General features: G+C 74.3%; 16 protein-coding genes, 1 tRNA gene and 1 pseudogene. 13 read left to right on the top strand and 5 right to left on the bottom strand.

The genetic code is table 11. The features are described from left to right. Positions 1-78 precede the first annotated feature (78 nt). Positions 79-1,035, top strand: a complete 957-nt coding sequence (locus FZ103_RS16075) for a type IV toxin-antitoxin system AbiEi family antitoxin domain-containing protein (RefSeq protein ID WP_156002299.1) — start codon at positions 79-81, stop codon at positions 1,033-1,035. Between the two features lie 185 nt (positions 1,036-1,220). On the opposite strand, the gene FZ103_RS16070 is transcribed toward FZ103_RS16075, so the two are convergent. After that, a complete protein-coding gene (locus tag FZ103_RS16070) occupies positions 1,221-1,604 on the bottom strand; it encodes a hypothetical protein (RefSeq protein WP_156002298.1) in 384 nt (127 codons plus the stop codon). A gap of 133 nt (positions 1,605-1,737) precedes the next feature. Continuing rightward, positions 1,738-3,943, bottom strand: a pseudogene (locus tag FZ103_RS26215) (3'-5' exonuclease). Between the two features lie 391 nt (positions 3,944-4,334). Between FZ103_RS26215 and FZ103_RS16060 the strand changes: the two are divergent. The 3 genes from FZ103_RS16060 to FZ103_RS16050 all read left to right on the top strand — a co-directional run bounded on the left by FZ103_RS16060 (position 4,335) and on the right by FZ103_RS16050 (position 13,021). Next, positions 4,335-7,922 carry an NB-ARC domain-containing protein gene (locus FZ103_RS16060; RefSeq protein WP_156002297.1) on the top strand — a complete coding sequence of 1,196 codons (3,588 nt, stop codon included), beginning with the start codon at positions 4,335-4,337 and terminating at the stop codon, positions 7,920-7,922. Between the two features lie 585 nt (positions 7,923-8,507). After that, positions 8,508-9,152 carry a vancomycin high temperature exclusion protein gene (locus FZ103_RS16055; protein WP_156002296.1) on the top strand — a complete coding sequence of 215 codons (645 nt, stop codon included), beginning with the start codon at positions 8,508-8,510 and terminating at the stop codon, positions 9,150-9,152. A 2,366-nt stretch (positions 9,153-11,518) separates the two neighbouring features. Next, a complete protein-coding gene (locus FZ103_RS16050; RefSeq protein ID WP_156002295.1) occupies positions 11,519-13,021 on the top strand; it encodes a hypothetical protein in 1,503 nt (500 codons plus the stop codon). 84 nt (positions 13,022-13,105) lie between these two features. On the opposite strand, the gene FZ103_RS16045 is transcribed toward FZ103_RS16050, so the two are convergent. Continuing rightward, the gene (locus FZ103_RS16045) at positions 13,106-13,750 is read right to left on the bottom strand and encodes an ElyC/SanA/YdcF family protein (RefSeq protein ID WP_343233560.1); all 645 of its coding nucleotides are present in this window, start codon (positions 13,748-13,750) and stop codon (positions 13,106-13,108) included. Positions 13,751-13,944: 194 nt separating this feature from the next. Between FZ103_RS16045 and FZ103_RS16040 the strand changes: the two genes are divergently transcribed. Continuing rightward, a complete protein-coding gene (locus FZ103_RS16040) occupies positions 13,945-15,498 on the top strand; it encodes a DUF885 family protein (protein WP_156002294.1) in 1,554 nt (517 codons plus the stop codon). A 52-nt stretch (positions 15,499-15,550) separates the two neighbouring features. Here the strand turns inward: FZ103_RS16040 and FZ103_RS16035 are convergent, their stop codons facing one another. Beyond that, on the bottom strand, positions 15,551-16,528 hold the full coding sequence (locus FZ103_RS16035) for an N-acetylmuramic acid 6-phosphate etherase (protein WP_156002293.1): 978 nt from the start codon (positions 16,526-16,528) through the stop codon (positions 15,551-15,553). Continuing rightward, on the bottom strand, positions 16,525-17,595 hold the full coding sequence (locus FZ103_RS16030) for a MurR/RpiR family transcriptional regulator (protein WP_156002292.1): 1,071 nt from the start codon (positions 17,593-17,595) through the stop codon (positions 16,525-16,527). The genes FZ103_RS16035 and FZ103_RS16030 overlap by 4 nt, the downstream gene beginning before the upstream one ends. Positions 17,596-18,344: 749 nt before the next feature. Between FZ103_RS16030 and FZ103_RS16025 the strand changes: the two genes are divergently transcribed. The 8 genes from FZ103_RS16025 to FZ103_RS15990 all read left to right on the top strand — a co-directional run bounded on the left by FZ103_RS16025 (position 18,345) and on the right by FZ103_RS15990 (position 26,047). Next, complete coding sequence (locus tag FZ103_RS16025; RefSeq protein ID WP_156002291.1) at positions 18,345-19,304, top strand: BadF/BadG/BcrA/BcrD ATPase family protein; 960 nt, start codon at positions 18,345-18,347, stop codon at positions 19,302-19,304. Between the two features lie 78 nt (positions 19,305-19,382). Next, positions 19,383-19,571, top strand: coding sequence for a hypothetical protein (locus FZ103_RS16020; protein WP_156002290.1), 189 nt, complete (start codon positions 19,383-19,385; stop codon positions 19,569-19,571). 175 nt (positions 19,572-19,746) lie between these two features. Further along, positions 19,747-19,819, top strand: a tRNA-Lys gene (locus tag FZ103_RS16015). Positions 19,820-20,350: 531 nt separating this feature from the next. Further along, positions 20,351-21,469 (top strand): Gfo/Idh/MocA family protein, encoded by a 1,119-nt coding sequence (locus FZ103_RS16010; protein WP_156002289.1) that lies wholly within the window; start codon positions 20,351-20,353, stop codon positions 21,467-21,469. 169 nt (positions 21,470-21,638) lie between these two features. Continuing rightward, positions 21,639-22,640, top strand: coding sequence for an ABC transporter permease (locus tag FZ103_RS16005; protein ID WP_156002288.1), 1,002 nt, complete (start codon positions 21,639-21,641; stop codon positions 22,638-22,640). 3 nt (positions 22,641-22,643) lie between these two features. Beyond that, positions 22,644-23,810 carry an ABC transporter permease gene (locus tag FZ103_RS16000; RefSeq protein WP_156002287.1) on the top strand — a complete coding sequence of 389 codons (1,167 nt, stop codon included), beginning with the start codon at positions 22,644-22,646 and terminating at the stop codon, positions 23,808-23,810. Between the two features lie 13 nt (positions 23,811-23,823). Then, positions 23,824-24,987: an ABC transporter ATP-binding protein gene (locus FZ103_RS15995; protein WP_156002286.1), complete on the top strand. Its 1,164-nt coding sequence runs from the start codon at positions 23,824-23,826 to the stop codon at positions 24,985-24,987. Further along, entirely contained in the window at positions 24,971-26,047 is a 1,077-nt protein-coding gene (locus FZ103_RS15990; protein WP_156002285.1) for an ABC transporter ATP-binding protein, read from the top strand. The genes FZ103_RS15995 and FZ103_RS15990 overlap by 17 nt, the downstream gene beginning before the upstream one ends. Positions 26,048-26,083 lie beyond the last annotated feature (36 nt).

Genomic DNA, 26,083 nt, shown 5'->3' with positions numbered 1-26,083 from the left:
ACCGTTCGGGCCACGGGTTTTCCACAGGCGGGCGGATCGCTGTTGTGCGGACCGGCCGCACTCGGGTGTGCTGGAAATATGCCGGGACCCGAACACTTTCGCCTCTCCGCCGTCCACGGGCTCGCCGCCGGGCAGCACGGCGTCGTCACGCGCGCCCAAGCGCTGCACTGCGGCATCACGCCGGGCCGGATCGCGCGCCTGGTGCGCCGGCGCCGATGGCAGCGGGTGCGCACCGGCGTCTACTTCCTCCATCCGGTCGGCGCCGACGCCGAACCCCCGCTGGAGGCACGTGTCATGGCGGTGCAGCTGGCGCTCGGCTCGCACGCGGTCGCGGTCGGCCCCACGGCGGCACGGCTGTGGGGACTGCACGGCCTTTCGCCGGGCACCGGGGGCGAGCGCCTGCACATCGCCGCGGGCGGCGGGTCGGGCGCGGCGGGGCCCATGGTGCGCCGGCACGCCTGGCGGCCGGCGCCCGGCGAGATCGCGCTGTACAGGGGCATCCGGCTGACCACGCCCGGGCGTACACTGCGCGACCTCGTCGTCGTGTCCGACCGCCACACCGCCGTCAGCGTCATCGACTCCGCACTGCACCGGGGAGCCGTCACCGCCGACCTGCTGCCGGCCCTCCGTGCCGCCAACGCCGGCCGCCCCGGCGCCGTCCGCACCCGCCCGTGGTGGTCGCTGGCCGACGGGCGCGCGCAGAGCAGCCTGGAGTCGCGGATCCGGCTGGTCTGCCACGACGGCGGGGTGCCGCCGGAGACGTTGCAGTATCCGGTCTACCGGGCCGACGGCACACTCGCCGGCCGCGCCGATCTCGCCTGGCCGAGCCGGGGGGTCATCGCCGAAGCCGACGGCCGGGCACCGCACACCCTGCCCGAGGCGCTCTTCACCGACCGCCGCCGGCAGAACCGCATGGTCAGCACGCCCGAACGCCTGGTCCTGCTCCGGTTCACCTGGCGCGACCTCCACCGTCCCCACGACATCGCGGCCGCGGTCCGCGCCGCCTGCCGGATCAGCGAGGAGGCGCACCGATGACCCACCCCCATCCCCGCCCCGGGCACGGCGATGCGGGGCGTCTCTGCGCCGAGGCGGCCCGCATGGCCCGCAGTCGGCCGGTCTCGGCGGCGTTCTTGATCGTCTCCGCGCTGACCCGGGCGATCATGTGCGGAGGGTCATGCCGCCTGCCTCGCCCTGCCACGGCAAACGCGCGGCCGCAGAGCTCACTCCTCGGCGGCGATCACCACGCAGATCCGCACCGACTCCGCGGTCACCCGCAGGACGTAGCGGAAGGCGCTGGACTCCTGCTCGGCGCCGTTCCCGTCGGTGTAGGACCAGCGGACGTCGGCCCAGACCAGCGACTCGGTCAGCGCGTCGGCGCTGCGCACCCGGGGCACGGCGTCGAAGAGCCCGCGCCGGTGGTACTGCTCGGCGGCTCCGGCGAACGCGTCCTTGACCTCGTTGGGAGCCCCGACCGCGATGCTCTGCGCATCACCCGCGATGTGGGCCGGATACGAGTAACAGGCGGCGATGCCGTCGAGGTCGCCTCCGGCAACGGCGCGGCCGTAGGTGTCGAAGAAGTCCTGGATGGCCGTTTGGTCGAGCATCGCCTTCCCCCGTGTGGTCGTCGGCGGCGCGCGGTCGGCCGGAGCCGTTCCGGCGGCGGCTTCCGCCGCCGTGACCGCATGCCGTGCGCCCTCCCCACTGCCCGCGCCCCGCCCCGGCCCGACATCCCGTCTGTCACAGCGGGAGGAACGGGCTCGGGGTGCCGTGCCAGCTGACGTAGAGGCGCTCGCGTGCGCGGGTGCAGGCCACGTACAGCAGGGAGCGCTGGGCGTCCAGGTCGGCCTGGTGCTGGTTCTCGTCCAAAGCGGCGCTGGTGACGTAGTCGAGCTGGGGCAGGGTCTCGGCCGTCGCAGCGAACACCGCGACCGCGCGGAACTCCAGCCCTTTCACCCCGTGCATGGTGGTCACCCGCACGCTCTGCGGGGTGTCGGTGATCGAGTGGCGGCTGGGGTGGAAGATCGCCGCGGGCAGGGAGCGCGCTCGCAGGTGGGCGGCCACGGAGTCGCGCAGCCGGTTGGTGCGTGCCGTCACGCAGATGTCGGCGGGCGCGATGCCGTCGGCCAGCCAGGCACGGACGCGTTCGGCCAGCGCGTCCAGCTCCGCGGGCTCGTCGGGCGCCCCGTAGAGCTCGGGTTCGGGGCCGCTGAGCACGCAGCGCGCGGTCCCGCGCGGTTCGGTGGCCGAGGAGTCGCCGAGCTCGGTCACCGGCCGTCCCCGGAGGATGCCGTCGGCCCAGGTCAGGATCTGCTCGGTGGTGCGGTAGTTGACCCGCAGCGGGAAGGACCGGCCCACGATCTCGATGCCCAGCTGCCGGAAGGAGACGGTGTTGTCGTAGATGCGCTGGCGGTTGTCGCCGGCGATGAACATGTCGTCGGGTCCGCGGGGGACCGCGGCGCGCAGGGTGCGCCATTGGGCGGGGTGCAGATCCTGGGCCTCGTCGACGACAACGTTGGTGTAGGGCAGCTCGGAGCGCTCGCCGAGGATGCGCACGGCCTCGGCGTGCAGGTCCTCGGCGGGCAGCTGCCGGCTGTTGCGCATCATGGCGCGCACACTGCTGATGGCGTGCCAGACCTCGCGGCGCTGGTCGGCGTTGAGGGGTGTGGTGCGCCCGGCCCGGGCGTCGGGGTCGAGGTAGCCCTCCAGGGTGGTGATCCCCCGCGCGGTGATGACGTGGCGGTATTCCGAGAACAGGAAGTCGACCGGCCAGGGCAGCCGGTGGTGCTTGGCGTAGTTGGCGAACATTCCGCGGGTGTCGGTGCGCAGCCGGATCTCGGGGTGGACCTCCCGTACGACGTCCAGGGCGAGCTTGTCGGTGGTGAGGACGTCGACGTCCTCGACCAGTTCCGGCGGCATCAGCAGCGCGAGGTTGCGTTTGAGCGACTCCACCAGGGCCTTGGTGAAGCTGGTGAGCAGCACCCGGCCGCCCAGCGGCAGGTGTTCGGCCAGGTGCTTGACCCGGTGCAGCGCCACGACGGTCTTGCCGGTGCCCGGCCCGCCGGACACCTTCGCGGGGCCGTTGAACCGCGGCCGGTAGGCCAGGTCCCGCTGCAGGGTGTAGGTAGATCCGCCAGGCGTTGAACTCGCCGGCGAGCACGTCCTCGATCTCCTGGTTGTCGTTGACGACGATGACGCGTTCGCGGGTGTGCCGGATGGCGGTGTCGTAGTCGTCGGGGGCCACGGCGCCCACGGCGGGCCGGCGCGGCACGACGATCTCGTCGCGTACCCGCTGCACGGAGTGGCCCTCGGCGAGGGCGCGCAGCACCTCGTACTGGTCCTGGGGGAGCGCGGGCGCCCAGCCGTGCAGTTCGGCGGCGGTGGTGACGGTGCGGGCGAAGTCGCGGATCTCGGGGTCGACGCCCAGCAGTTGCAGGTCGCGGTCGCTCACGTGGTCGAACAGCAGCCCGCTGGAGGGTGCGGTCGAGGACGCGGGTTCGGGCGGGGCCGCCGGCGGGGGCGCGGTCGGCCCCGGCGCGGCCTCGGCGGCTGCGCCCGCGGCTGCGGCGGGCTCGCCGCCGCCCGCCTGCTCCAAGGCCGTGGCGTCGCGGCGTTCCAGGGTGCCCATGACCGGGTTGACGTCGTGGCGCTGGTCCTCGGCCCAGTCCTCGGCGGAATCGCGGGGCAGCAGATGGACGAGGAGGAAAGTCTCGCCGGACTCGGGAGCCAGCATTACACCGGTCCAGGAGTCGCTGATGCGGAATGTGCGAATACGCGGGTCCTGTCCCTTGGGCAGAGAGCGGATCCGCAGGTCGGGGTGGGCGAGGAGGGCGTCGAGGGAGAGTTCGCGGAATTTCCGGGTGGCCGCGAGCAGGCGCTCGCGCGTGGGCTTGTCGAGTTTGTCGTACTGCGGAAGACACGTCGCGTCGATCGCCAACTGCGGCATGGGCCTCCCTTTCGCGGGCGCATCAGGGCGGTGTGTCCCGCACGTTCAATGCCATTCCCCCGTTGTTGTATCTGAAGCTTGTGACATTACAGCCGGATTTGGCCGATTTCTGCGGGCGTTCTCGGACCCGAGCGCGGCGGCACCGGCAGGCCCGCGCCGCCCCCCGGACGCACCGCACTTCGCCGATAGCGCCCGCCGATGCGGGAACAAGCGCGGTCCGGCGAAGGCGGGCGCGGTACCGTGTGGGGTTCGGACACCTTTAACCGGCCCGCCCGCCGGTCGGAGGGACGCAGCCGGCAGAACTGCAGAGGTGAGCGAGTCGATGCCGCGGGAGAGGCCGAGCGAGCAGCCGGGATCGGCCCGCCGGTCGCTTCTGCGCACGGTGACGGGTGTGATCGCCCCCGTTGCCTTCATCTCCGCCGCCCTGTTCCTGCAGATGGCCCCCGACCTGCTCGACGACTTCCCCCGAAGTGTGGTGTGGACCCTCTCGGCCGCCGGGGCGGTCGCCACCGCCGCCGTCACCGTCTTCTTGGAGCCCCTGCTGGGCCGCGGCCGCAGGATCGCGCTCCCGCGCGCCGCCGAGCCCCAGATCGAGCTTCCGCCCTACAGCGAACGCTTCACCGGCCACCTCGCCTTGATGAACCGGCTGCGGCGCCGCTTTCGTACCTTTCCCCGCAGCGGGGTGCGCCGGCTGCTGGACATGCCCGCCCAGCTGCGCGGCGGCAGGCGCCGCTCCCCGCTGGTCATCGTCGTCAACGGCGCACCGGGCACCGGCAAGACGCAGGTCGTCACCCAGATCGCACACGAGGTCCTGGGCCGCTTCCCCGACGGCGTGCGGTGGGTGGAGCTGTCCGGCGACATGGAGCCCGAGGACCCGGAAGCCGGGGCCGAAGCCGAGACGGGCCGCCTCGCGCGGGGGATCGGCCTGCGGGTGCGGCGCATCTTCGACCGCGGCGCCCGCCGCGATCCCGACGCCGAATCCGCCGACGTCCCCGAACCCAGGCTGCCCCAGCGCGAACCCCGCTCGCCCGAGAAGGTGCTGGAGGTCCTGGTCCACTCGATGCAGGGCCGCATCCCCTCGGGCGCCACCCCCGACGAGCTGTCCAACACCTGGAGAGCGCTGACCTACCACAAGCGGATGCTCATCGTCCTGGACAACGCCAAGGACGCCGCCCAGGTACAGCCGCTGCTGGTCACCGGTCCGCGCTGCGCCGTGCTGATCACCTCGCGAAGCACCTTCGGCGACGCGACCTTCGAGTACGAGAGCCACCGGCTCGGCGAGCTCAGCCCGCGCGAAGGCCTGGAGCTGCTGGACCGGATCGCGCCGCCCGACTACCGCGGCACCCCGGCCGAGCGCGAACGCGTCCGCCGCGACCGCGCCGAGATCGTCCGCCGCTGCCAGGGACTGCCGCTGGCGATCCGGCTGTGCGGCGGCAGGCTCTCCGAGCACTCCGGCCCCGCGCCGCGGCGGGTGCTGGCCGAGCTCGACGACATGGCCCGCAGTCCGCTGCTGCGCGGCCCCAACGGCTTCGCGGCCTCCTTCGCCTTCAGCCTTCGGCTGTGCGCCCCGCAGGAGCGGCTGCTGCTCAAGCGCATCGCAGACTCCGACCTGCACAAGTTCAGCTACTGGTCGGCGGCGGTCCTGCTGGGCGTCTCCCGCGATACCGCCCGCGCGCTGGTCGACGAACTCGTCCGCCGCTTCCTGGTGCTGACCACCGAGCGCAGCGAGACCGGCGAACACACCTTCCGCATCCACGACCTGGTGCGCGGAACACTGCGGCTGATCGATCCGCAGGAGTTCGGCCTCACCCAGTGGGAGCGCGACCAGTGGAACGGCGCCGACGACCGCGAAGTGGCCCGCCGCCTGGTCTCGGCCTACACCTGGCTGGTCGAGCAGGCCGCCGCCGAGGTCACCCGCACCCACGATCCGACGGTGCTGACCGAGCGCACCGACCTCACACCCGATCCGGAACTGCGGCTGGTGCCCACCGGGCACCCCCGGCAGTGGCTCACCCAGGAGCGGGAGTCGCTGCTGATGTGCCTGCGGCTGGCCGAGGACCACGACTTCGCCGAGCCGGGGTGGCGGCTGGCGCACGCGTTCGCCGCCCTGTGCCAGGTGTGGCGGGTCTTCTGGGCCGACTGGGAGCAGGCCACCCTCGCCGAGCTGCGGATGGCCTACGTGCTGGGAGACCGCCTGGCCGTCGGGCTCGCGCGGTTGGACCGCGCCGAGATCGCCGGCAAGATGGGCGACTACGCGGCCGGCGTCGAGGACGCCAACACCGCACAGCGCGTCTTCGAGCAGGTGGGCGGCCGCGACGGGGACTCCTCCGGCAGCACCGCCCGGCACTGGAAGGCCCGCGCGCTGCGCTCCTTGGGGGTGAACCTCCAGCGCCGAGGCCATCTGGACGGCGGCGCCACGGCGCTCACCAGGGCCGAGCGGCTCTTCGCCGAGGAGGGCGACAACTGGTGGCGGGCGCGCGTGCTGTGCGACCTCGCCGAGGTGCACGCCCAGCGGGGCAGGCGCCGCAGCGCCGAGCACCGCCCGGGCCGCTCGGGCGAAGGCGACCAGCACCGCCGGGCCCAGGCGCTGCTGCGGACGGCCTGCATCATCTTCCGCTACGAGGGCGACTGGGCGGAGTACAGCAACGCGCGGATCGCCCTCGCCGAGGTGCTGGCCGCCCGCGGCCGCGAACTGAACGCCTGGTTCATGCTCAACCAGGTGCGCGACTACTACGAGCGCGCCGAGGAGCGGTGGTATACGGCGCGCTGCCAGCGCGCCATGGCCGAACTGGACACCGTGCGGCTGGACCGCCAGTACGACGCCGTCGACCTCGCGCTCAACCCGGCCCGCGCCGAGCAGCGGCGGGACTACATCGAGGGCCACGTCGCCCGCGAGGGCCGCCGCCTCAAACCGGAGTCGGAACTGGAGCACCAGCGCATCGGCGCGTGGTTCGCCCACCGGCTCCGCGAACCGGCGCAGCGCTACCTGGGCGAGTACTTCGCCGCACAGCAGCGGTGGTTCGCCGACCTGCCCCGGTCCGGACGCGACGGGCTGCGCGCCGTGGCCGAGCAGCGGCGCCGCTGGTCGGTCCCGCGCCGGCTGGAGATGCTCGAGGAGGCGGCCGAGACGCTGAGCGGGATGGGCGACGCCTGGGGCACGCACCGCACGCGGCTGGCGCTGGGGCGGGTCCGGCTGCGCGCCGGGGGCGACGTCGACGAGTCCGCGCGCATCATGCGCGAGGCCGCCGAAGGCTTCCTCGACCTCGGCGACCAGCTCTGGCACGCCCGTGCGCACCGCGCGGCGGCCGAGGCGCTGGCGGCAGGCGGCCATCCCCGCCACGCACTGGTCGACGCGGAGCGCTCCTACGAGGCCTTCCAGCGGCTCGGGGACAGCGTCGGGCGCATCGGCGCCCAGGAGCTCTTCGGCCGGCTGCTCGACGAGACCGGCCGCACCGACGAAGCGGTGCGCCACCTGACCGCGGCCCGGGAGGCGGCCCGCGAGGAGGGCCTGGAGTGGCGCGACCGCGAGGCCAACCGCCGCCTCGACGTCATCGGCCGCGGCCTGCGGCCGCAGGCGTCCTCCGCCCCCGGTGCGGCGTTCGGCCGGACCGCGGAGCCCGGCGGACCCGGCGCGGCGCTCCCCGGCCCGCGGGAGCCGGCCGGGCAGGGGGAACCGGCGGAGGTCGGCGAGGGCGCCGGAGACGAGTGCGGCCGGCCGGTCCCGGCAGCGGACGCCCCGGGGGAGACGGCCGCGGAGGGCACCGGGACCGCGGAGACCGCAGGGGACGGCACCCGGCAGGTGCCGGGGCTTCTCCACGGAACCCGGGCCCCGGATCCGCGCCGTGGCGAAGACGCGGCCGGGGCTTCCCGTGCGAGCGGGCCGGCGGAGGCCGACGACACGGGCCGCCCGCCCGGCGCCGCGGCCGACGCGGCCCGCGGCCGCGAGGCGGCCCCGGACGATCCGCCGCTGCCTCCGTGAGCCGCATGGCGGCGAGCGGCCGCGCGATCGCGCCGGGGCACCGCCCGCGGCCCGATGTCCCCGCGGCGCCGCGAAAGCGCTAGGGTCGGGCGGGCCGGACGAGCCCGGAACCCCCGCCGAGTCCTGCTTGTCGGAGACGGCGCACGTCCGGACGCACTGCGATCCAGAGGCGCTGGGATCCGGACGTGTTGGAATGCGGACGCGCTGCGATCCGGACGCACTGCGATCCGGACGTGTTGGAATGCGGACGCGCTGCGATCCAGCCGTTCTGGAAGCCGGATTCTCCGGAACGCGGACGCGCGGGGACGTGATCAGGCGGCGGGAAGCCTCCGGATCCGAGTCCGCGCGGCCACCGGGCGGATCGGAAGCAGCACCCGGTGACGCGGCGCAGCGCCTGCGCCGCGGGGTAGGCGGGGGCGGAGGGCTACGGGGTGGCGCGCGGTGCCGCCGTCAAGGGCGGCCGCGGGGCACGGTCCACGAGACGTGGCGTGCAGCGCCGCCGCCGGAGTCGGCGGCAGGCGACGAAGAAGGACACATGGCGTGCAGCGCCGCTGTTGAGGGCGGCGGAGGGCGACGGGAGGCCAGATGACACCGGCAGCATCACGAGCCTGGGCGGTCGCGGGAGTGGCGAGCGCGGCGGTGCTCGGCCCCACGGCCTGGAGCTACCTGGCCAGCGCCGGGCGCCGGTCGGGGCCGGGACGGGTGCCCGTCCGCCCGGTCGCCATCGTGCTCGGCGCCGCGGCCTGGCCCACCGGGCCCTCGCCGCTGCTTGAGGGGCGGCTGGACGTCGCCGCTCAGCTCTTCCACGAGGGGACCGTCCGCGCACTGCTCGTGTCGGGCGACAACCGCCCCGAGTCCAATCGCGAAACCGACACCATGGCCGCCGGGCTCGCAGAGCGGGGGGTTCCCGAGGACGCGGTGGTCGCCGATCCGCACGGCTACCGCACTTGGGACACCGCCGTCCGGGCGCGCGAGACCTTCGGCATCGACCGGGCCATCGTCGTCACCCAGGCCTTCCACCTGCCCCGCGCCGTCGCCCTGTGCCGCGCGGCGGGCGTGGACGCCTACGGGGTCGGCGACTCCAGTTTCCGCCGGCGGCCGCGCTCGACAGCACTGGGCTACCTGCGCGAAATGGGGGCCAGCACCAAGGCGATGGCCGACGCCGTCCTGCAGCCCTCGCCCGCTGTGGTCGAACCGCCCCGCGGCGACCTGCGCGCCATCCTGTCCTGACCCGCCGGCGGCTCGCCCCCCCCGCAGTCCGGTCCAGGTGCTCGCCTGCGCGCCCCGCGACGGGGCGGCAAGGGCGGCGGTGGTGCGGTCCGCGAAGCGGTTCGCACACCAGCCGGCGGGGCGACCGACGCGAGCAGCGACGGCGGCGCACGGCACAGGTCGGCGATCACCGGTTGCTGTGGTCGGGTAGCTGGTCGTCCGGCGGGGGCGGGGATGGTGGGTGGTTGGGCCCGCGGGGATCGGTTCGGGTGCTCGCCGGTTGCGCACGCGACGGGGGCGGCGAGGTCGGTGGGTGGCCGGGGTGGTGATCATCGGTTCCGGTGCTCGCGGGTGGCGGGTCGCCCGGCGGGGGCGGCGAGGGCGGTGGTGGGCTCGGCCCGCGGGGATCGGTTCGGGTGCTCGCCGGTTGGGCGTGCGACGACGGGCAGCGAGGGCGGTGCGGGGTTGGGCCCGCGGGGATCGGTTCGGGTGCTCGCCGGTTGCGCACGCGACGAGGGCGGTGGGGGGTCGGGAGTAGCGATCATCGGTTCCGGTGCCCGCCGGTCGCCCATCCGAGAGGCGGCGACGGCCGACGAGGGCCGGGCTGGGCGGTCACCGGTTGCCCCCGGCGGATGGCGGGCCGCCCGACGGGGGCGGCGAGGGCGGTGGTGGGCTTGGCCCGCGGGGATCGGTTCGGGTGCTCGCCGGTGCGGCAAGCGACGAGGCGGCGAGGGCGGCGGATGGCTGGGTCGGCGATCATCGGTTCGGGTGTTGGCCGGTTGACCACGCGACGAGGCCGCGACGGTCGGCGGGGGTTCGGGTCGGGCGGTCGCCGGTTGCCGAAGGTGGGTGGCGGGTCGCCCGGCGGGGACGGCGAGGGCGGTGGTGGGGGCCGCCTACGTCGTGTTCAAGGAGTCGGTCACCACAGGAGGTTGCGGCAATGGGGCTGTGATGCGCGAAGCGCCGATGCCAGCTTGCCGCCGAGCGGCGGTGCACCTGTGTTTCGGAGGCCCGCCACCGGTGGTGCGGCTCCGTCTGACAGGTGCAGCGTGCGCTCGGCGGCAAGCTGTGACCGCGCTTCGCGAGGCGCACCCATTGCCGCAGCCTCGCTGGTGGCCGCCCCGGGTGGTGCCCGGTGGGTTCCTGGAAAGCGGCCCCCGCCGTTCTTGCACACGGTCGGGTCGGGGACGTTTCGGGCATTTCACTCCGGGTGGGGCCACGATGTCCGCCGATGGTGCGCGGCGGGGCTGCGCGGCGCACCCCAACCCCGGATCTTCCGAGATGCGGAAGGAAACCGGGGTGGTTTGCCCGCAATGCCCGGCTGCGGCGGGAGGTGGCGGCGGCCGGGTGCCACGAGGTGCGCGTTTGGATCGCTTCGGGTGCGGATCCCCGGTCCAAACGCCATGATCATCGCCGATCCCGGCCGGGCGGGCCGCTCCGGCGCCCCTGCATACCGGACATCGCGGGAGGATTCGACGCCGCGGACGACCCCCCGCGCGGCCGGAGCCCGCCCCGGCGATCGCGCGGCGCGCCTCGTCGTCCCGCCGCCGCCCCGAAGGTGCCGAAGGTCCGGCTTCTGCGTCCGGGGTCCGCGTCGAGGGTGTCGCCAGTGTCACTTTCGGCGCCGAGTGTGGCCCCACCGACACCCTCGACGCGGTCCGGGGTGCGGTCCGGCAGCCGACCCGGCGAACGAACCGGGACATCGGAGGCAAATGCTCGGGATCGGCGCTCCCAGCGGCGGCGATCTTGTACCTGTGGTCACTTTTTAGCGCTCACAATGACCACAGGTACAAAATCGCCGATGGAGAGTTAGATTAAATCGGGCCTTCCGGGTTTCGAGCCGGGCGCGCGGGTGAGTGGGGCGAACCGGAACGCCACCCGGGCGCGCCGCCCCCGTCGCTCACCGCCACCGGCCCCCACCCGGACCGATCCATGCCGCCCGAGCCCTTCACGCTGTCGTCGCCGCCTCGTCGGGTGACCGGCCATGCGCCGACCTCAGCCGGTGACCGCCGACCCGGCCCCCGCCGCTGCCCCCGCTGTCCACCGTCACCCGCGGGCACCCGAACCGATCTTGGAGGGGCCGAGCCACCCGCCGCCCTGGCCGCTCTCGTCGCCGACCGTCACTGGCGGGCAGCCGCGCCGATTTCCGGTGGCGGGACCCTCCGCCGTCCTCGCTGCCCCGTCGCCGACCGGTACCGGCGGGCACCCGTGCCGATTCGCGCAGGCTGGGCCATGCGGGGCCGTCGCCGCCTCCGTCGGGCGGGTCACCGGCGAGCGCCCCCGCCGATGGGCGCGGGGCGAACCTCCCGCCGCCCCCGCCCTTTCCCGTCCACACTCGGGCACGCCTGATTGGCGATGGGGGCGTCGCCGCGGCGATAATGCCGGATATGGACGCGACGACGGGTTCCGGACCCCTGCACGGACTGGACGACATCGACTGGCGCGGGCTGGCTCCGCGCGGAGAGGAGATCCCCGACCTCCTGCGCGACATCGCCGTGGGAGAGAACACCGAGCGCAAAGCCGAGCGGACGGTCGACGACGCCGTCGCCGCCCTGTTCGACATCATCCGCTTCCCTTCTCCGTCCTACACCGCCGCGCCGCGGGTCGCCGATTTCCTCGTCTCCATCGCCTGCGATCCCGGCACCCCCGCCGAATGGCGCTCGCGTCCGCTCAGCCTGCTGCTGGAGCTGCTGGTCCCGTCCGCCACCACGTGCGTGCCGCAGCGCGGCGACGACTCCCTCTGGCGCGACGAGATCGCCTGGGCCTCGGGCACCGACAGCGAGAAGGTCCGCGAGCAGTACCGCGCCTGGGCCCTCGAAGCCCCCGACGAGCAGCAGTTCCGGAAGATGCGGGTGCGCGTCGACGCCGCCGCCCGCGACGACGGCGCCGCGCTGCTGGAGGCCGAGCTCGGCGTATACGACGCGGTCCTGGCCAGAACCGCCGACCTGCTGACCCTCCTCGACGGCCGCGACAACCGGCGCGGCATCGACCCGCCGGCCGAGTGGGCCTGCTACGTGCTCGCGTTCCTTCCCGGCGCCGCGGCCGAGGCCTACCCCCGCCTGCTGCGCAACGCCGGCAGGCCCCAGGACCTCTCCCGGCCGTCCGCATCGTCAGATCCCTATGCGGCGGCGCGCCAGATGGCGCACGGAGCGGCGCTGCCGGCCGAGGAGCCGGCCGACGACCTCCTCTCCGCCGAACTCTTCGCCCTGGGCATGCTGGCCCCGGCCGACGATCCGGCGGTCACGGTCTCCCTCGCCCACGAGATGGCCTCGGGGCACCTGTACAACTCCTTCGCCGCGGCCGTCGCCATGGTGCAGATCCACGGCGAGAAGGCGCCCCAGGAATGCTTCACCCGCATCGCCCGGGGCGGTCGCACCAAACCCGGCTACCGGGGCCTCTTCGGCGACGCCTGGCCGCACTGCGGCGAGACCCCGCCCGAGGCGCTGGGGTTCCTGGCACTGGGCCGCGCCGGCGGCCGCGGCCTGGCCGAGCGCCTGGCGGTGCTGCCCGATGCGCTCGCCGGCGCCGAGGGGGCCGTCCGCGCCGACGTGGCCGGCGCCGCGCTGGAGGCGGTGATGGGCCCGCGCGCCGCCGTCGAGGAGGCCGCCGACCCCTCTGCCGAGTTCGACGAGGACACCCTGAAGGTGCTGTGGGAGCTGGCCGAGCTGCCGCCGCAGGCGTGGGAGGACTCCGCGCTGGGCGCCACGGTCGGCGCGTGGGGCCTGCCCGAGGACCGCGACGACTTCCGCGCCTTCGCCGGGGCCGACGACGACTCCCCGGACGAGGGCGGCGCGGTGCCGAACGGTTCCGCGGGCTCTCCCGCCGCGCCGCAGAGCGGGCAGCCCCAGCCGGGCGGCCTGCTCGGCCGCCTCTTCGGCGGAGGCCGCTGACCGCGCCGGGACCGGCCTCGCCCGCCCGGCCCACCCGGTTTCCGGCCACCCGGTTTCCGGCGGGCCGACGGCCGGAAGGGCGTCCTACCGGGGCGCCTCCAGGGCCTCGCTGACCCCCGGCTCCCGGGGACCGAGGAACCGGGGCTCCGGGCGGGTCAGGGCTTCGAAAGTGCCCAGGAACGCCGCGGGCACCTCGCGGGCGTAGCCGTAGACCGTCGCGGTGGTCCGCACCCGGTAGCTGGAGTCGCCCACACCCTGGGTGTCGATCCCCGCGCTGGAGCACAGCTTGACGGCGCGCGGCAGGTGAAAGTGCTGGGTGATGACCGACGCCGAGTCCACGCCGAAGATCCGGCGCGCCCGCACGCACGTCTCCCACGTACTGAAGCCCGCGTAGTCGGCCGCCACCTTCCTGCGCGGCACGCCGGCGGCGGCCAGGTAGGCGCGCATGGCGTCGGGCTCGTTATAGGCGGCGATGCTGTTGTCGCCGCTGACCAGCACCGCGTCGACCCGCTCCGCGTGGTACAGCCGTGCGGCGATGTCCAGGCGCCGCGCCAGCAGCGTCGTCGGAGTCCCGTCCGGGCGCAGGCCGGCGCCCAGCACGATCGCCACCGGTTTGGCCTGGGCCGCTCCCGGCTCGGTGCGCTGGTCCAGCGTCGTGACCCGCAGCCAGGTGAACGGCGCCAGCCCGGCCAGGACCGCGAGCACGCACAGGACCAGCCAGGTGCGCACGCCCGGCGGTCTCCACGGCAGGCGCCGCCGGCGCGGCGGCGCGCCGGGCTCGTGCGGCGCCGGGGGCGCTGCGGGCGCGTTGGCGGGATCGGGCGACCGGTTGCTCACAGTGTGACCGACGTACCGGACCCGGCGGGGGTTCCGCGCGGTGCGCCCTGTCTGGCCGGCGGCGTCCGCCAGTAGGGTCCGGGGGCATGGACGACTTTCCTGCACGGCTGCGCGCCATCGCCGACCTCGGTGTCGCCGGGGCGCGTGAAGAGGGCGGGCGCCACGAGTACGACGGCGTCGTCGGCGACCTCTCACCCGAAGGAGTCTCCGAGCGGCTGGCGCGGCTCGGGGGCGAGGCCTTCCCCGACGAACACGACGAGGCCCACGCCCGTGCCGCCGAGGAGGCACTGCGGGTGCAATTCGGCGAACTGGAGCTGCACCGCTCCAATCCGCTGCCCCACATCCAGGAACTCGACGTGTCCTGCTACGAGCGCGAGTACGCGCCCGCACCCGAGCGGGAGGCGGCCCGCGAGCGCCATCTGGCCCAGTGGCCCGACGCCGTCGACCGCGCGATCGCCGCGCTGGACCGGGTGAGCGCTCCGGCGGCCACGGCGATGCTGGAGGCCGCCCGCGGCCTCGCCGAGGGCGTTCCCGACGAGGGCCTGCCCGCCGACGTGCGCGATGCCGCACTCTCGGCCCACCGGCGGCTGGTCACCCACCTGGAGAACGCGGCGAAGGCCGGGCCGCGCGACGCCGCGCTGGGCGGCGCCGCTCTGGCGCGCCTGATGGGTGCGGGGGAGGCCCTCAGCGTCGACCTTGAGGAGCTGGCCCGGCGTGCCGAGGCCGAACGCGACCGGCTGCGGGACCGCCTGGCGGAGTCCGCGGCCCGCATCGACCCGGGCGCCGAACCCATGGACGTCGCCCGCCGGCTGATGAGCGACCACCCCGACGGCGGCGACGTGGTGGCGCACGCGCGCACCTGGACCGCGCTCGCCCAGGACTTCACCCGGGAACGCGACCTCGTGCCCTACCACGACGGCAGGTGCGCCGTGCGGCCGTCGCCGGCCTCGCTGCGCTGGGTAGTGGCGTCGCTGAGTCTGTCGGGGCCCGCCGAGGCCGACAGCCCGGCGAACTTCTTCGTGACTCCGCCCGTCCCGGAGTGGTCGGCAGAGGAGACCGAGGACTGGCTGCGGCTGTTCAGCCCGGCCGGGCTGGCCGCGATCAGCGTGCACGAAGTCGCGCCCGGCCACTTCTCGCACAACCGCGCCCTGCGCCGGGCGCCCGGCCCGGTCCGGCGGGCGCTGTTCTCTCCGGCGTTCGTCGAGGGCTGGGCCCACTACGCCGAGGAGATGTGCCTGGAGGAGGGGTTCGGCGCCTACGCCGAGGAGAAGCTGGGCTCCGCGGAGTTCACCGCGGCGCACTACGAGATCGGCGTGTGGTCGGAGGCCCTGGTGCGTGTCACGCGGCTGGTGGCGGCGATCGGGGTGCACACCGGCGAGACGACCGTGGAGCAGGCGGCGCACCGCTTCGCCGCCGACACCCCGCACGAGGGCCGGGCGGCGCTGAGCGAGGCCAGGAGGGCCGCCGTCGACCCCACCTACGGCAGGTACACCTGGGGCAAGCTGGCCATCCTGGACCTGCGCGAACGGGCGCGCCGGGCATGGGGAGCGGAGTTCGGCCTGCGGCGGTTCCACACGGCCCTGCTCGATCTGGGCGCCCCGCCGCTGGGCCTGATCGGCACCGCCGTCGAGCGGGGCTGAGGCGGGCGGAGGCCCCGCGGCGGCGGCACCGCGGGCGCCGGGCCGGATCCCGCTACTGCGGCCCGGCGCCGGCACCGATCCGATCGAGCGCGGCCCGGACCCGGCCGCCGCAGGCGGCCAGCTCGGCGGCGGCGCGCGCGGCGTCGACGCCGGCCAGCAGCGACACCAGGGCGACGCGGGTGTCGCCGCCGGCGCGGGCCAGAGCCGCGGCGCAGGAGTCCTCGTCGGTCCCGCTGGCCTCGGCGAGGATGGTCACCGCTCTGCCGCGCAGCTTTGCGTTGGTGGCGTCGACCCCCGCCATCAGGTTGGAGTAGGTGCGTCCCAGGCGCACCATCAGGGCCGTGGAGAACGCGTTGAGCACCAGCTTCTGCGCGGTGCCCGCCTTCATCCGGGTGGAGCCGGCGATCACCTCGGGGCCGGTGTCGACGGCCACGTGCACATCGGCGTCGCCGGCGAGCGGGGCCTGCGGGTTCGCGCTGACGAGGACGGTGGCCGCCCCCGCCCGCCGCGCCGTGCGCAGCGCCCCGGCCACGTAGGGGGTGCGGCCGCTGGCGGTCAGGCCGACCGCGAGGTCGCCGGCGCCCACCTCCGCGGCGTCGGAGCGGCCCAGCCGCTCGTCGTCCTCGGCGCCCTCGGACGCCCGGCCCAGCGCCGCGGCGCCCCCGGCGTGGTGGGCCAGGACCGCGCCGGGGTCGGTGCCGAAGGTCGGCGGCAGCTCGGCGGCGTCCATGGTGGCGATGCGGCCGGGCGTTCCGGCGCCGAAGTAGTGGACGCGCCCGCCGCCGCGCAGCGCCTCGACCCCCAGGTCCACGGCCCGGGCGAGATCGGGCAGGGCGGCGGCGACCGCCCCGGGCACGGTGGCGTCCTCGGCGCTGATCCGGCGCAGGACCTCCAGCGTGGGCAGCCGGTCGATGTCGTAGGTGCCCTGGTTGCGCCGCTCGGTGGGCACCCGCACGATCTCCAGCGGCGCCGGCGATGCGGCGGTGCCGCCGTCGGAGCCGGCGGCGTCGGCGTCCGGCCGCGGCGTCATGGCGTTCCCCCGCCGTTCGGCGGCTCGCCGGTCCCGCCGGCGGGACCGCCGGCCTCGCCCGCCTCACTGGCCTCGTCGGCGCCGCGCGGGCCCGGGCGCCTGCGGGTCTCGCCCACGCGCAGCCCGCGCACGGCGTCGTAGGTGGTGGCCAGGGCCGTGCGGCTGTCGGCGTAGCGGGACTGGGCCAGGCCCACGAACAGGCAGTCGATCACGGTGAGCTGGGCGAGTCGGCTCGCGGTGGCACCCGAGCGGAACGTGGTCTCGCGCGCCGCCGTGGTCAGGATGTGGTCGGCGGCCTCGCTGATGGGGGAGCGGGGAAAGTTGGTGACGGCGACGGTGGTGGCGCCGCGGCGGCGGGCCTCGGCGAGGGCGTTGATGGTGTCGATGGTCGATCCGGTGTGGGAGACGGCCAGGGCGACGTCGTCCTCGCCCAGCAGGGCGGCGCTGGTGAGCATTACGTGGGTGTCGGACCAGGCGAAGGACGTGACCCCGATGCGGTGCAGCTTCTGCTGGAGGTCGGCCGCGACGAAGGCGCTGGCGCCCACGCCGTAGATGTCGACCCGGCGGGCCTGGGCCATGCGCTCCACGACCGCCTGCAGTACGGCGGTGTCGAGCTGGGCGGCGGTGTCCTCGACGGCGCGGGCGTCGGTGTAGGCGATCTTCTCGACGACGGTCACCAGCGTGTCGTCGGGGTTGATGTCGCCGGCGACCTCGCGCGCGGTGATCCCGGCGCCGCGCGCCTGCCCGGCCTCGGTGGCCAGGGCGAGGCGGAGCTCGCGGTAGCCGGTGAAGTCGATGGTGCGGCAGAACCGGATGACCGTGGCCTCGGAGGTGTCGCAGTCCTTGGCCAGTTGGGTGATCGAGGAGGCCGCGACCCGTTCGGGGTCGTCGACGATCCGCTGGGCGACCCGCTGCTCGGCCGGAGCGAGCGAGGGCATCAGGGACCGGATGCGCAGCACCGTGGTCGGCGCCGGGGACTCGCCGGGACCGGTCTGCCTGGTGGGGGAGTCGCCGGGAGGCGCCTCCCCGCCGTCGGCGGAGGCCGACGGTTTCGCCGTTTTCGCCATGGTGGAACGTTCTTTCGGGTCGACGGTCGCAGTCAATGCGCGGCAGTCCCCCGTGCCTTGCCCGGCCGCGTGCCCTCGGCCCGCGGCCGAGCACCGGATCGCAAGCCGCGTGGGCTGCTGTACCCATGATCGCCTACGGCCGCTCCCCTGGGCAGGGGCGGACCGCGGCTGTGGACGAACCGCCGAGGAGGCGCCGGCCGGTGCCCCCGCGCCGCGCTCGCCTGTGCGGCGGCGCGCGGACGGCGGCAGGCGGCGGCCGCGCCGGATGGCGAGCAGGGCGGGGATACGAGCCGGGCCGCGGGCGGGCCTGCCGGCTCCGGCCGGTCGCGGCGGTGGACACCGCACGCGGACCGGCGCTCCGGGGTGTGCGGGCCGGCGCCGAGAGCGGGGCGTGCCTGGCGAGAGTGGACCCTCCCCGGTCGTCCCGCCAGGCACGTGCGGCTCCGCAGGGAGCCGCGTTCCCCCACGAGCCGGCCGTCCTCCGGCCCCTGGGAGCCGAGACGCCCCCCGCGGTCCCGGCTCGCATCGCAAGGCGAGCCGCCGGCAGCGGGGAAGTACCAGCCGGGACCGCCTGAGAACCGATAATGGCGGTACGGGCTTACAGCGCGCTGGCGATTCACTTTCACCTGCGGGCCGTGCGCTTACAGCCACTCCCGGTGACGCCGCGGAGGCCGAAAGCCCGGCCGCCCCGGGAACCGCCCCGCCGCGGCTCCGCGGCACCCGGGCGCCGCGGCGCTAGGGTCGGGTCCATGGTCCAGCGCATCGTCCTCGGACTCGACGCCGGCGGCACCAGCACGCGGTGCGCCGCGGTGTCGCTCAGCGGCGAGGTGCTGGGCCGCGGGCGGGCCGCGGGAGCCAACGGATTCTCGGGAGGCGACCCCGCCGCGGCGCTGGAGCAGGCCGTGCGCGAGGCGCTGGAGGGAGTGGGCGCCGCCGAGGTCGAGCACGCCGTCATCGGACTCGCCGGGGCGGCCACCGCCGGGCGGGCACGGGCCGCCGAGATCGTCGACCGCGCCTGGCGCGCTCTGGGGCTGCGGGCAAGCCCGCGGGTCACCGACGACATCGCCGTCGCGTTCGCCGCCGGAACCGCCGCCGACACCGGCGCGGTGCTCATCGCCGGCACCGGTGCCGTGGCCGCCCGGGTCCGCGCCGGCGCCGTGGTGCGCCGGTGCGACGGCAACGGCTGGCTGCTGGGCGACGAGGGCTCGGCGGTGTGGCTGGCCCTCGCCGGCCTGCGGGCGGCGCTGGCTGCCGTCGACGGGCGGGGGAGTCCCACGTCGCTGTGCGAGCGGCTGGCCGCGGTGCTGGAGGTGCCCGCCGGCGACGCCGCGGCACTGGTGCGTGCCGCACACGCCCGGACCCCGGCCGAAATCGGCGAGCTGGCGCCCGCCGTCACCGCGGCGGCGGCCGACGGCGACCCCGCCGCCGAGCGGATCGCCGCCGACGCCGCCGATCGGCTGCTGGGCTCTCTAGCCGCGCTCGGGCCCGCCGCCGGCGGCGGCGAGCCGGTCGTGCTCGCCGGCTCCGTGCTCGCCGGCGGCCCGGTCGCCGACGCCGTCCGCGCCGGACTGCGCCTGGGCGGGACCGCCGAGCCCGCTCGGGCGGCGGAGGGCGCCCTGGGCGCCGCCGGCCTGGCGCTGCGGGACTCGGGAGCACCGGCGCAGGCGCACGCCGCCCTGCTGCGGCGCGCCGCCGATGACGCGCGGTGAACCGGAGAATCCCCCGAAACCGGAAATATCTTCGTCCGAGGGCGGCAGCGGGTGTCGCGAGTCGCTAAGGTCGTCAGCATGGCTGACAAGAACGATCAAGAACAGGGCGACCCCGCGGGCTCGACCATGATGTTCCGCCGCTTCGTGGCGGACAACAAGGAGCCCGAGGCGGCGCCGAAGCGGCCGGTCACCCCCTACGTCCTGGCGGCGGTGGGTGCGGTCCTGGCCATCGGCATCATCGTGACCGTGGTTCTCACGTGGTCCTGACCGCGAGGAGCGCCGGACGCCGGTCGGCGGCCCCCACCCGCCGGGCTCCGGGGAGTGGGGGCCGTGCGACCGTACGCGGGCCATTCGGTTCGCGAGCGCCTCGGGAGGCTGCTATCGTTTAATCCGTCGCAAGCCCGGACAGGCGGGATCCCCCCTCCTCCCGGCACCACGGCAAGCGCCATTAGCTCAATAGGCAGAGCAACTGACTCTTAATCAGTGGGTTTGGGGTTCGAGTCCCTGATGGCGCACCCGAATCACGGTTCGTGAAGGCCGATCGCCCTGCGCGATCGGCCTTTGTGCTGTCCGCTCCGATCCTGTACCGGTGGTCATTGTGCGCGATCACAGGTGACCCTGCGTACAGGATCGTTTCCGGAGGGCGCCGCGGACGCCGGCGCGTTCGATCGTCGCTCGGCGGAGTCGCCCATTACGCCCCGTATACCGATAGTTTCGGGAGTCTGTGGGGTCCTCTCGATCACGAAAGCGGCCGCCGCGGCCGGTGAGGCGTCGAAACCGTCAATCGAACACGGATGTTTGCGCTCACTGCCTGTTTCGGAGTGAGGCAAGTCTCATCAGGGTATTGACCTGGGCATGGCGTGAACGTAAATTCGACCGCCAGAGATTGCGAGATTGTGTCCGATAGTTTCGGACGTCCCTCCGGCCCTGCTACCCCCGACCCTGCCGACACCCCATGTGCCGCCGAAGCGCCCCGGACGCAGCCCGCCCGAGGTGACACGCAGCGGCGGACCGGTCCCCCTCGGTCCCCACCCTGGAGGAGAGCCATGCAGATACCCGACCAGACGGCCCCCGAGGCGCCCGACCGCCTGCGTGTGGCCGTCGTCGGTACGGGCAACATCGCCCGGTTCCACGTCGAGGCGCTGCAGTCGATGCCCGAGGAGGCCGCGGTGGTCGCGGCCGCCGATGTCGACGCCGACAACCTGGCGGTTTTCACCGACCGCTACGGCATTCCGCAGCGCTACAGCGACATGGACCGGATGCTGCGCGAGGTGCAGCCCGACCTGGTGCACCTGTGCACGCCCCCGGGCATGCACCACGGCCAGGTCCTGGCCTGCCTGCGCGGCGGCGCCAGCGCCGTGGTCGAGAAGCCCCCGGCGCTGAGCCTGGCCGAGATCGAGGAGATGGCCGCCGCCGAGGGACCCCCCGGCCAGGGCCCCTGGGTGGCCACCGTGTTCCAGCACCGCTTCGGATCCGGCGCCCGCCGGGTACTGGCCATGGCGGAGTCCGGGCAGCTGGGGCGGCCGCTGGTGGCCGTCTGCCACACCCTGTGGTTCCGCGACCAGGCCTACTTCGACGTGCCCTGGCGCGGGCGCTGGGACACCGAGGGCGGCGGCCCGACCATGGGCCACGGAATCCACCAGCTCGACCTGCTGCTGGCGCTGCTGGGCGACTGGACCGAGGTCTCGGCCGCGGCGCGGCGCCAGGCCCGGGTCATGGAGACCGAGGACCTCTCGATCGGCCACGTCGCCTTCGCCAACGGCGCCGTGGCCACTTTCGTCAACAGCGTCCTCTCCCCCCGCGAGGAGAGCTACATCCGCATCGACTTCGAGCGGGCCACCGTCGAGCTGCGCCACCTCTACGGCTACGGCGACGACGACTGGACGATCACCCCGGCGCCGGGCTGCGAGGACGAGGTCCGCGCCGCCTGGGAGGCCGGGGAGTCGGGAGTCAACAGCGGCCACGCCGCCCAGATCGCCCACGTGCTGTCGGCGCTGCGGGCCAAGGAGGCCCCGCCGGTCTCCTCGGCCGAGTCGCTGCGCACCATGCGCCTGGTGGCCGGCATCTACGCCTCGGCCGCCCAGCACCGCACCGTCACGGCCGGCGAGCTGCGCCAGGGGACCCGCTACTACGAGCGGATGCACGGAGGCGGCTCGCCATGGTAAGCGCTATCCACCCCGGTCAACGCCTCGCGGATCCCGCTTCGCCCGGTGCACGGGAGATCGGGGCCGCACCCGTGTCCGCCCGGACGCACGCGGGCTTGGTAAGCGCTATCCGAGAACGGCCGGCGCGCCGCCCCCAGCAAGGGGCCGCGCTGCCCGGAGGGGAGGCGCCATGCGCGCTCTGCTGATCCGCCGGTTCATCTACATGGTGCCGACCCTGTTCGCCATCTCGCTGGTGTCGTTCCTGATCATCCAGCTTCCCCCGGGCAACTACATCACCACCTACGTCGCCGAGCTCTCCGCACGCGGGCAGTCGGTCGACCAGACCCAGATCCGGGCGCTGGAGGAGCGCTACGGCCTCAACGACCCCGTATTCGTCCAGTACCTGCGCTGGATCGGCGGGATCGTCATGAACGGCGACTTCGGCCAGTCGTTCCTGTACCAGCGCGAGGTCTCCACGCTGATCTGGGACCGCATCGGCATCAGCGTCGCGCTGGCGCTGGCCACCATCGTGGTCAGCTGGGGCCTGGCCATCCCGATCGGCATCTACTCGGCGGTGCGCCAGCACTCCGTCGGCGACTACGTCTTCACCTTCATCGGGTTCATCGGCCTGGCCACCCCGAACTTCATGCTCGCGCTGATCTTCGTGTGGATCGCCTTCGCCTACTTCGGCGAGAGCATGGGAGGGATCGTCTCTCCGGAGTTCGCCGACTCGGCCTGGAACCTCGGCAAGGTCCTCGACGTGGTCTCCAACCTGTGGATGCCGGTGCTGATCATCGGAACCGCGGGCACGGCCGTGCTGATCCGCGTCCTGCGCGCCAACCTGCTCGACGAGCTGCGCAAGCCCTATGTCACCACCGCCCGCGCCAAGGGCCTGCCCGAGTGGCGGGTGATCCTCAAGTACCCGGTCCGCATGGCGCTGAGCCCGTTCATCTCCACGGTCGGCTGGGTGCTGCCCACCATCGTCGGCGGCGAGGTGATGGTCTCCATCGTGCTGAGCCTGGACACCACGGGACCGCTGCTGCTGCAGGCGCTGCGCAACCAGGACATGTACCTGGCCGGGGCGTTCATCCTCGTCCTCGGCGCCCTCACCTTGATCGGAACCCTGATCTCGGACCTGCTCCTGGCCTGGTGGGATCCGCGGATCCGCCACGCCCAAGCCGAGGAGGCCTGACCCATGGGACTCAACCTGCCCCTGAAACGCCGCCCCGGCCCCGCCGACGAGCCGGGGGGCGCCGCAGACCCGGCCACCGCCGACGCCATCGCAGCGGCGTCGCAGTGGCGGCTCATCTGGCTGCGCTTCCGCCGGCACAAGCTGGCCATGGGCAGCCTGGCCGTCGTGTGCGTCATGGCGCTGATCGGCCTGTTCTGCGAGTTCGTCGCCCCCACGACACCCGGCGAGTACAGCGCCGAGCACACCCACGCCCCGCCGCAGGCCCTGCACTTCGTCGACACCTCCGGCGGCGGCCTCGACCTGGGCTTCTACGTCTACGGCTACGACTCCACGCGCGACCAGGAGACCCTCGCCCGCGAGTACACCGTCGACGAGTCCGAGAAGGTCGAGCTCGGCTTCTTCGTCGAAGGCACCCCCTATGAGATGTGGGGCGTGATCCCGGCCGACACCCACCTGTTCGGGCCCGAGAACCCCGAGGACCGGATGTACCTGCTGGGCGCCGACCGCAACGGGCGCGACATGCTCTCCCGCATCGTGTACGGCACCCGGGTCTCGCTGTCCATCGGCCTGGTCGGCGTCGCGCTGGCGTTCGTGCTGGGCGTCGTGCTCGGCGGAGCCTCCGGCTACTTCGGCGGCCGCGTGGACACCGCCATCCAGCGCGTCATCGAGTTCACCATGTCCATCCCCACCATCCCGCTGTGGATGGGCCTGTCGGCGGCCGTGCCGCGCGAATGGGGGCCGCTGACCACCTACTTCGCGATCACGGTGATCCTGTCGCTGATCGGCTGGACCGACCTGGCGCGCGTGGTGCGCGGACGCTTCCTGTCACTGCGGGAGGAGGACTTCGTGCTGGCCGCCCGGCTGGACGGCTGCAGCCGCTCGCGCATCATCGGCCGACATATGCTCCCCTCCTTCACCAGCCACATCGTCGCCTCCCTCACCTTGGCGATCCCGCTGATGATCCTGGCCGAGAGCGCCCTGTCCTTCCTGGGCCTGGGCCTGCAGCCCCCGGTCGTCAGCTGGGGCGTGCTGATGCAGGAGGCCCAGAACATCCACTCGATCGCCGGCGCTCCCTGGACGCTGCTGCCCGGCGTCGCCGTCACGGTGGCCGTGCTGGCGCTGAACTTCGTCGGCGACGGCATCCGCGACTCCGCCGACCCCTACCAGTAAGCAGGTGCGACTCATGGCCACCGGTACTGACCCAGACGTCGTCCTCGAAGTGCGGGGACTGCGGACGCGGTTCCGCACCGACCACGGCGAGGTCCCGGCCGTCAACGGCGTGGACCTGACCATCCGCCGCGGACGGACACTGTGCGTGGTCGGCGAAAGCGGCTGCGGCAAGAGCGTCACCGCGCGCTCCATTCTGCAGCTCGTCGAGCCTCCGGGCCGCATCACCGGCGGGCAGGTGCTGCTGCACCCCGACTCCCGCGCCCCCGCAGACGGCGCCCCGGCCGCGGCGGGCGCCGATGCCGCCCCCGCGGACCGGCCGCTCGACCTGGCCGCGCTCAAACCCAAGGGCAAGGAGATCCGGCGGGTGCGCGGCCGCGACATCGCCATGATCTTCCAGGAGCCGATGGCGTCGCTGTCACTGGTGCACCGCGTCGGCAACCAGATCGGCGAGTCGATCCGCGTGCACAACCCCGTCAGCAAGAAGGAGGCCCGCGAGATCAGCGTCGGCCTGCTGGGCCAGGTCGGCATCCCCAACCCCGAGCGCCTGATCGACGTCTACCCCTTCCAGCTCTCCGGCGGCATGCGCCAGCGCGTCATGATCGCGATGGCGCTCTCGTGCGAGCCGCGCATGCTCATCGCCGACGAGCCGACCACGGCGCTGGACGTCACCACCCAGGCCCAGATCCTCGACCTGCTCGCCGACCTCCAGCGGCGGCGCGGCATGGCGATGCTGTTCATCACCCACGACATGGGCGTGGTCGCCGAGATCGCCGACGACGTCGCGGTGATGTACCTGGGCAACGTGGTCGAGCACGGCAGCGTCGACGAGGTCTTCCACGCGCCCAAACACCCCTACACGCGCGCGCTGCTGGACTCGATCCCGCGCATGGGCGGCCCGCGCCGCGACCGGCTGCCCGCCATCCGCGGCACCGTGCCCGATCCCAGCACCCGCCCCACCGGCTGCGTGTTCCGCGACCGCTGCGACGCGGCCATGCCCGGACTGTGCGACACCGTCGATCCGCCGCCGATCGACGTCGGCAACGGCCGCCTGGTGCGCTGCCTGCTCTACGGCGGCGCCGAGGGCCGCTCGCCCGACCCGCAGGCCGGCACCGCCGGCGACGACCCCCGCCCCGCTTCCCCCTCCGGAAAGGAGGCCGCCGATGTCGACGCCAACTGACGCCGACGCCGACCCGGCCGCCGGCGTCGGCGGCACCGGCGCCACCGCGACCGGCCCGCTGCTGGAGACCCGCGACCTGCGGGTGCACTTCCCGCTGCGCAAACGCGGCCGGCGGGGCAAGAGCGGCGTGGTCAAGGCGGTCGACGGAGTCGACCTGCGCGTCGACCCGGGCGAGACGCTGGGCCTGGTCGGCGAGTCCGGCTGCGGCAAGAGCACGCTGGGCTCGGCCGTCATGGGGGTGCGCCCCGAGGCCCGCGGCGAGGTCCGCTACCGCTCCGGCCAGGGGCGGGTGCTGGATGCGGCCGCGGTCTCCGGCGCGGACCTGGCGGCCTACCGCCGCGAGGTGCGCATGGTTTTCCAGGACCCGCACGCCTCCCTCAACCCGCGCATGACCCTGCTGGACATCATCGGCGAGCCGCTGCGCGTGCTCCTGGGCGTCGGCGGCAGCGAGCTGGAGGACCGCGTCACCGCGATCCTGCGCCGAGTGGGCCTGCGCCCCGACCACCTGCGCCGCTACCCCCACGCGTTCTCCGGCGGGGAGCGCCAGCGCGTCAGCATCGCCCGCGCCCTGGTGTGCGAACCGCGCCTGGTCGTGGCCGACGAGGCCGTCAGCGCCCTGGACGTGTCGGTGCGCTCGCAGATCCTCAACCTGCTGCAGGATCTGCAGGACGACATGGGGCTGACCTACCTGTTCATCTCCCACGACCTGTCGGTGGTCGAGCACCTGTGCGACCGCGTGGCGGTGATGTACCTGGGCCGGGTGGTCGAGACGGGCCCCACCGCCGACATCTACGCCGATCCGCGCCACCCCTACACCGAGGCGCTGATCTCGGCCGTGCCCATCCCCGACCCGCGGATGCGCGGCAGCCGCGAGCGCATCCGCCTGCGCGGCGAACTGCCCGACCCCGCCGACCCGCCGGCGGGCTGCCCCTTCCACACCCGCTGCGCCTATGCGACCGACCGGTGCGCGAACGAGGCGCCCCCGCTGCGCGAGGTCGCTCCCGGCCGCCTGGCGGCCTGCCACTACGCCGAGGAGCTGACGCTATCGGGCGTCTCCTGACCGAGCCCCGCCTCGTGTCACCTACCCCCCCCCCCG

It is taken from the genome of Streptomonospora sp. PA3 (assembly GCF_009728995.1).
GTDB lineage: Bacteria > Actinomycetota > Actinomycetes > Streptosporangiales > Streptosporangiaceae > Streptomonospora.
This window is presented reverse-complemented; position numbering and strand designations above follow the sequence as displayed.

Bases quoted from the DNA above. Each gene is read 5' to 3' on its own strand.
- FZ103_RS16020 (WP_156002290.1), top strand. From the start codon at position 19,383: ATGGCTGACAAGAACGATCAAGAACAGGGCGACCCCGCGGGCTCGACC.
- FZ103_RS16000 (WP_156002287.1), top strand. From the start codon at position 22,644: ATGGGACTCAACCTGCCCCTGAAACGCCGCCCCGGCCCCGCCGACGAG.
- FZ103_RS15995 (WP_156002286.1), top strand. From the start codon at position 23,824: ATGGCCACCGGTACTGACCCAGACGTCGTCCTCGAAGTGCGGGGACTG.
- FZ103_RS16005 (WP_156002288.1), top strand. From the start codon at position 21,639: ATGCGCGCTCTGCTGATCCGCCGGTTCATCTACATGGTGCCGACCCTG.
- FZ103_RS16070 (WP_156002298.1), bottom strand. From the start codon at position 1,604: ATGCTCGACCAAACGGCCATCCAGGACTTCTTCGACACCTACGGCCGC.
- FZ103_RS16010 (WP_156002289.1), top strand. From the start codon at position 20,351: ATGCAGATACCCGACCAGACGGCCCCCGAGGCGCCCGACCGCCTGCGT.
- FZ103_RS16050 (WP_156002295.1), top strand. From the start codon at position 11,519: ATGGACGCGACGACGGGTTCCGGACCCCTGCACGGACTGGACGACATC.
- FZ103_RS16025 (WP_156002291.1), top strand. From the start codon at position 18,345: ATGGTCCAGCGCATCGTCCTCGGACTCGACGCCGGCGGCACCAGCACG.
- FZ103_RS15990 (WP_156002285.1), top strand. From the start codon at position 24,971: ATGTCGACGCCAACTGACGCCGACGCCGACCCGGCCGCCGGCGTCGGC.
- FZ103_RS16030 (WP_156002292.1), bottom strand. From the start codon at position 17,595: ATGGCGAAAACGGCGAAACCGTCGGCCTCCGCCGACGGCGGGGAGGCG.
- FZ103_RS16035 (WP_156002293.1), bottom strand. From the start codon at position 16,528: ATGACGCCGCGGCCGGACGCCGACGCCGCCGGCTCCGACGGCGGCACC.
- FZ103_RS16075 (WP_156002299.1), top strand. From the start codon at position 79: ATGCCGGGACCCGAACACTTTCGCCTCTCCGCCGTCCACGGGCTCGCC.
- FZ103_RS16040 (WP_156002294.1), top strand. From the start codon at position 13,945: ATGGACGACTTTCCTGCACGGCTGCGCGCCATCGCCGACCTCGGTGTC.
- FZ103_RS16055 (WP_156002296.1), top strand. From the start codon at position 8,508: ATGACACCGGCAGCATCACGAGCCTGGGCGGTCGCGGGAGTGGCGAGC.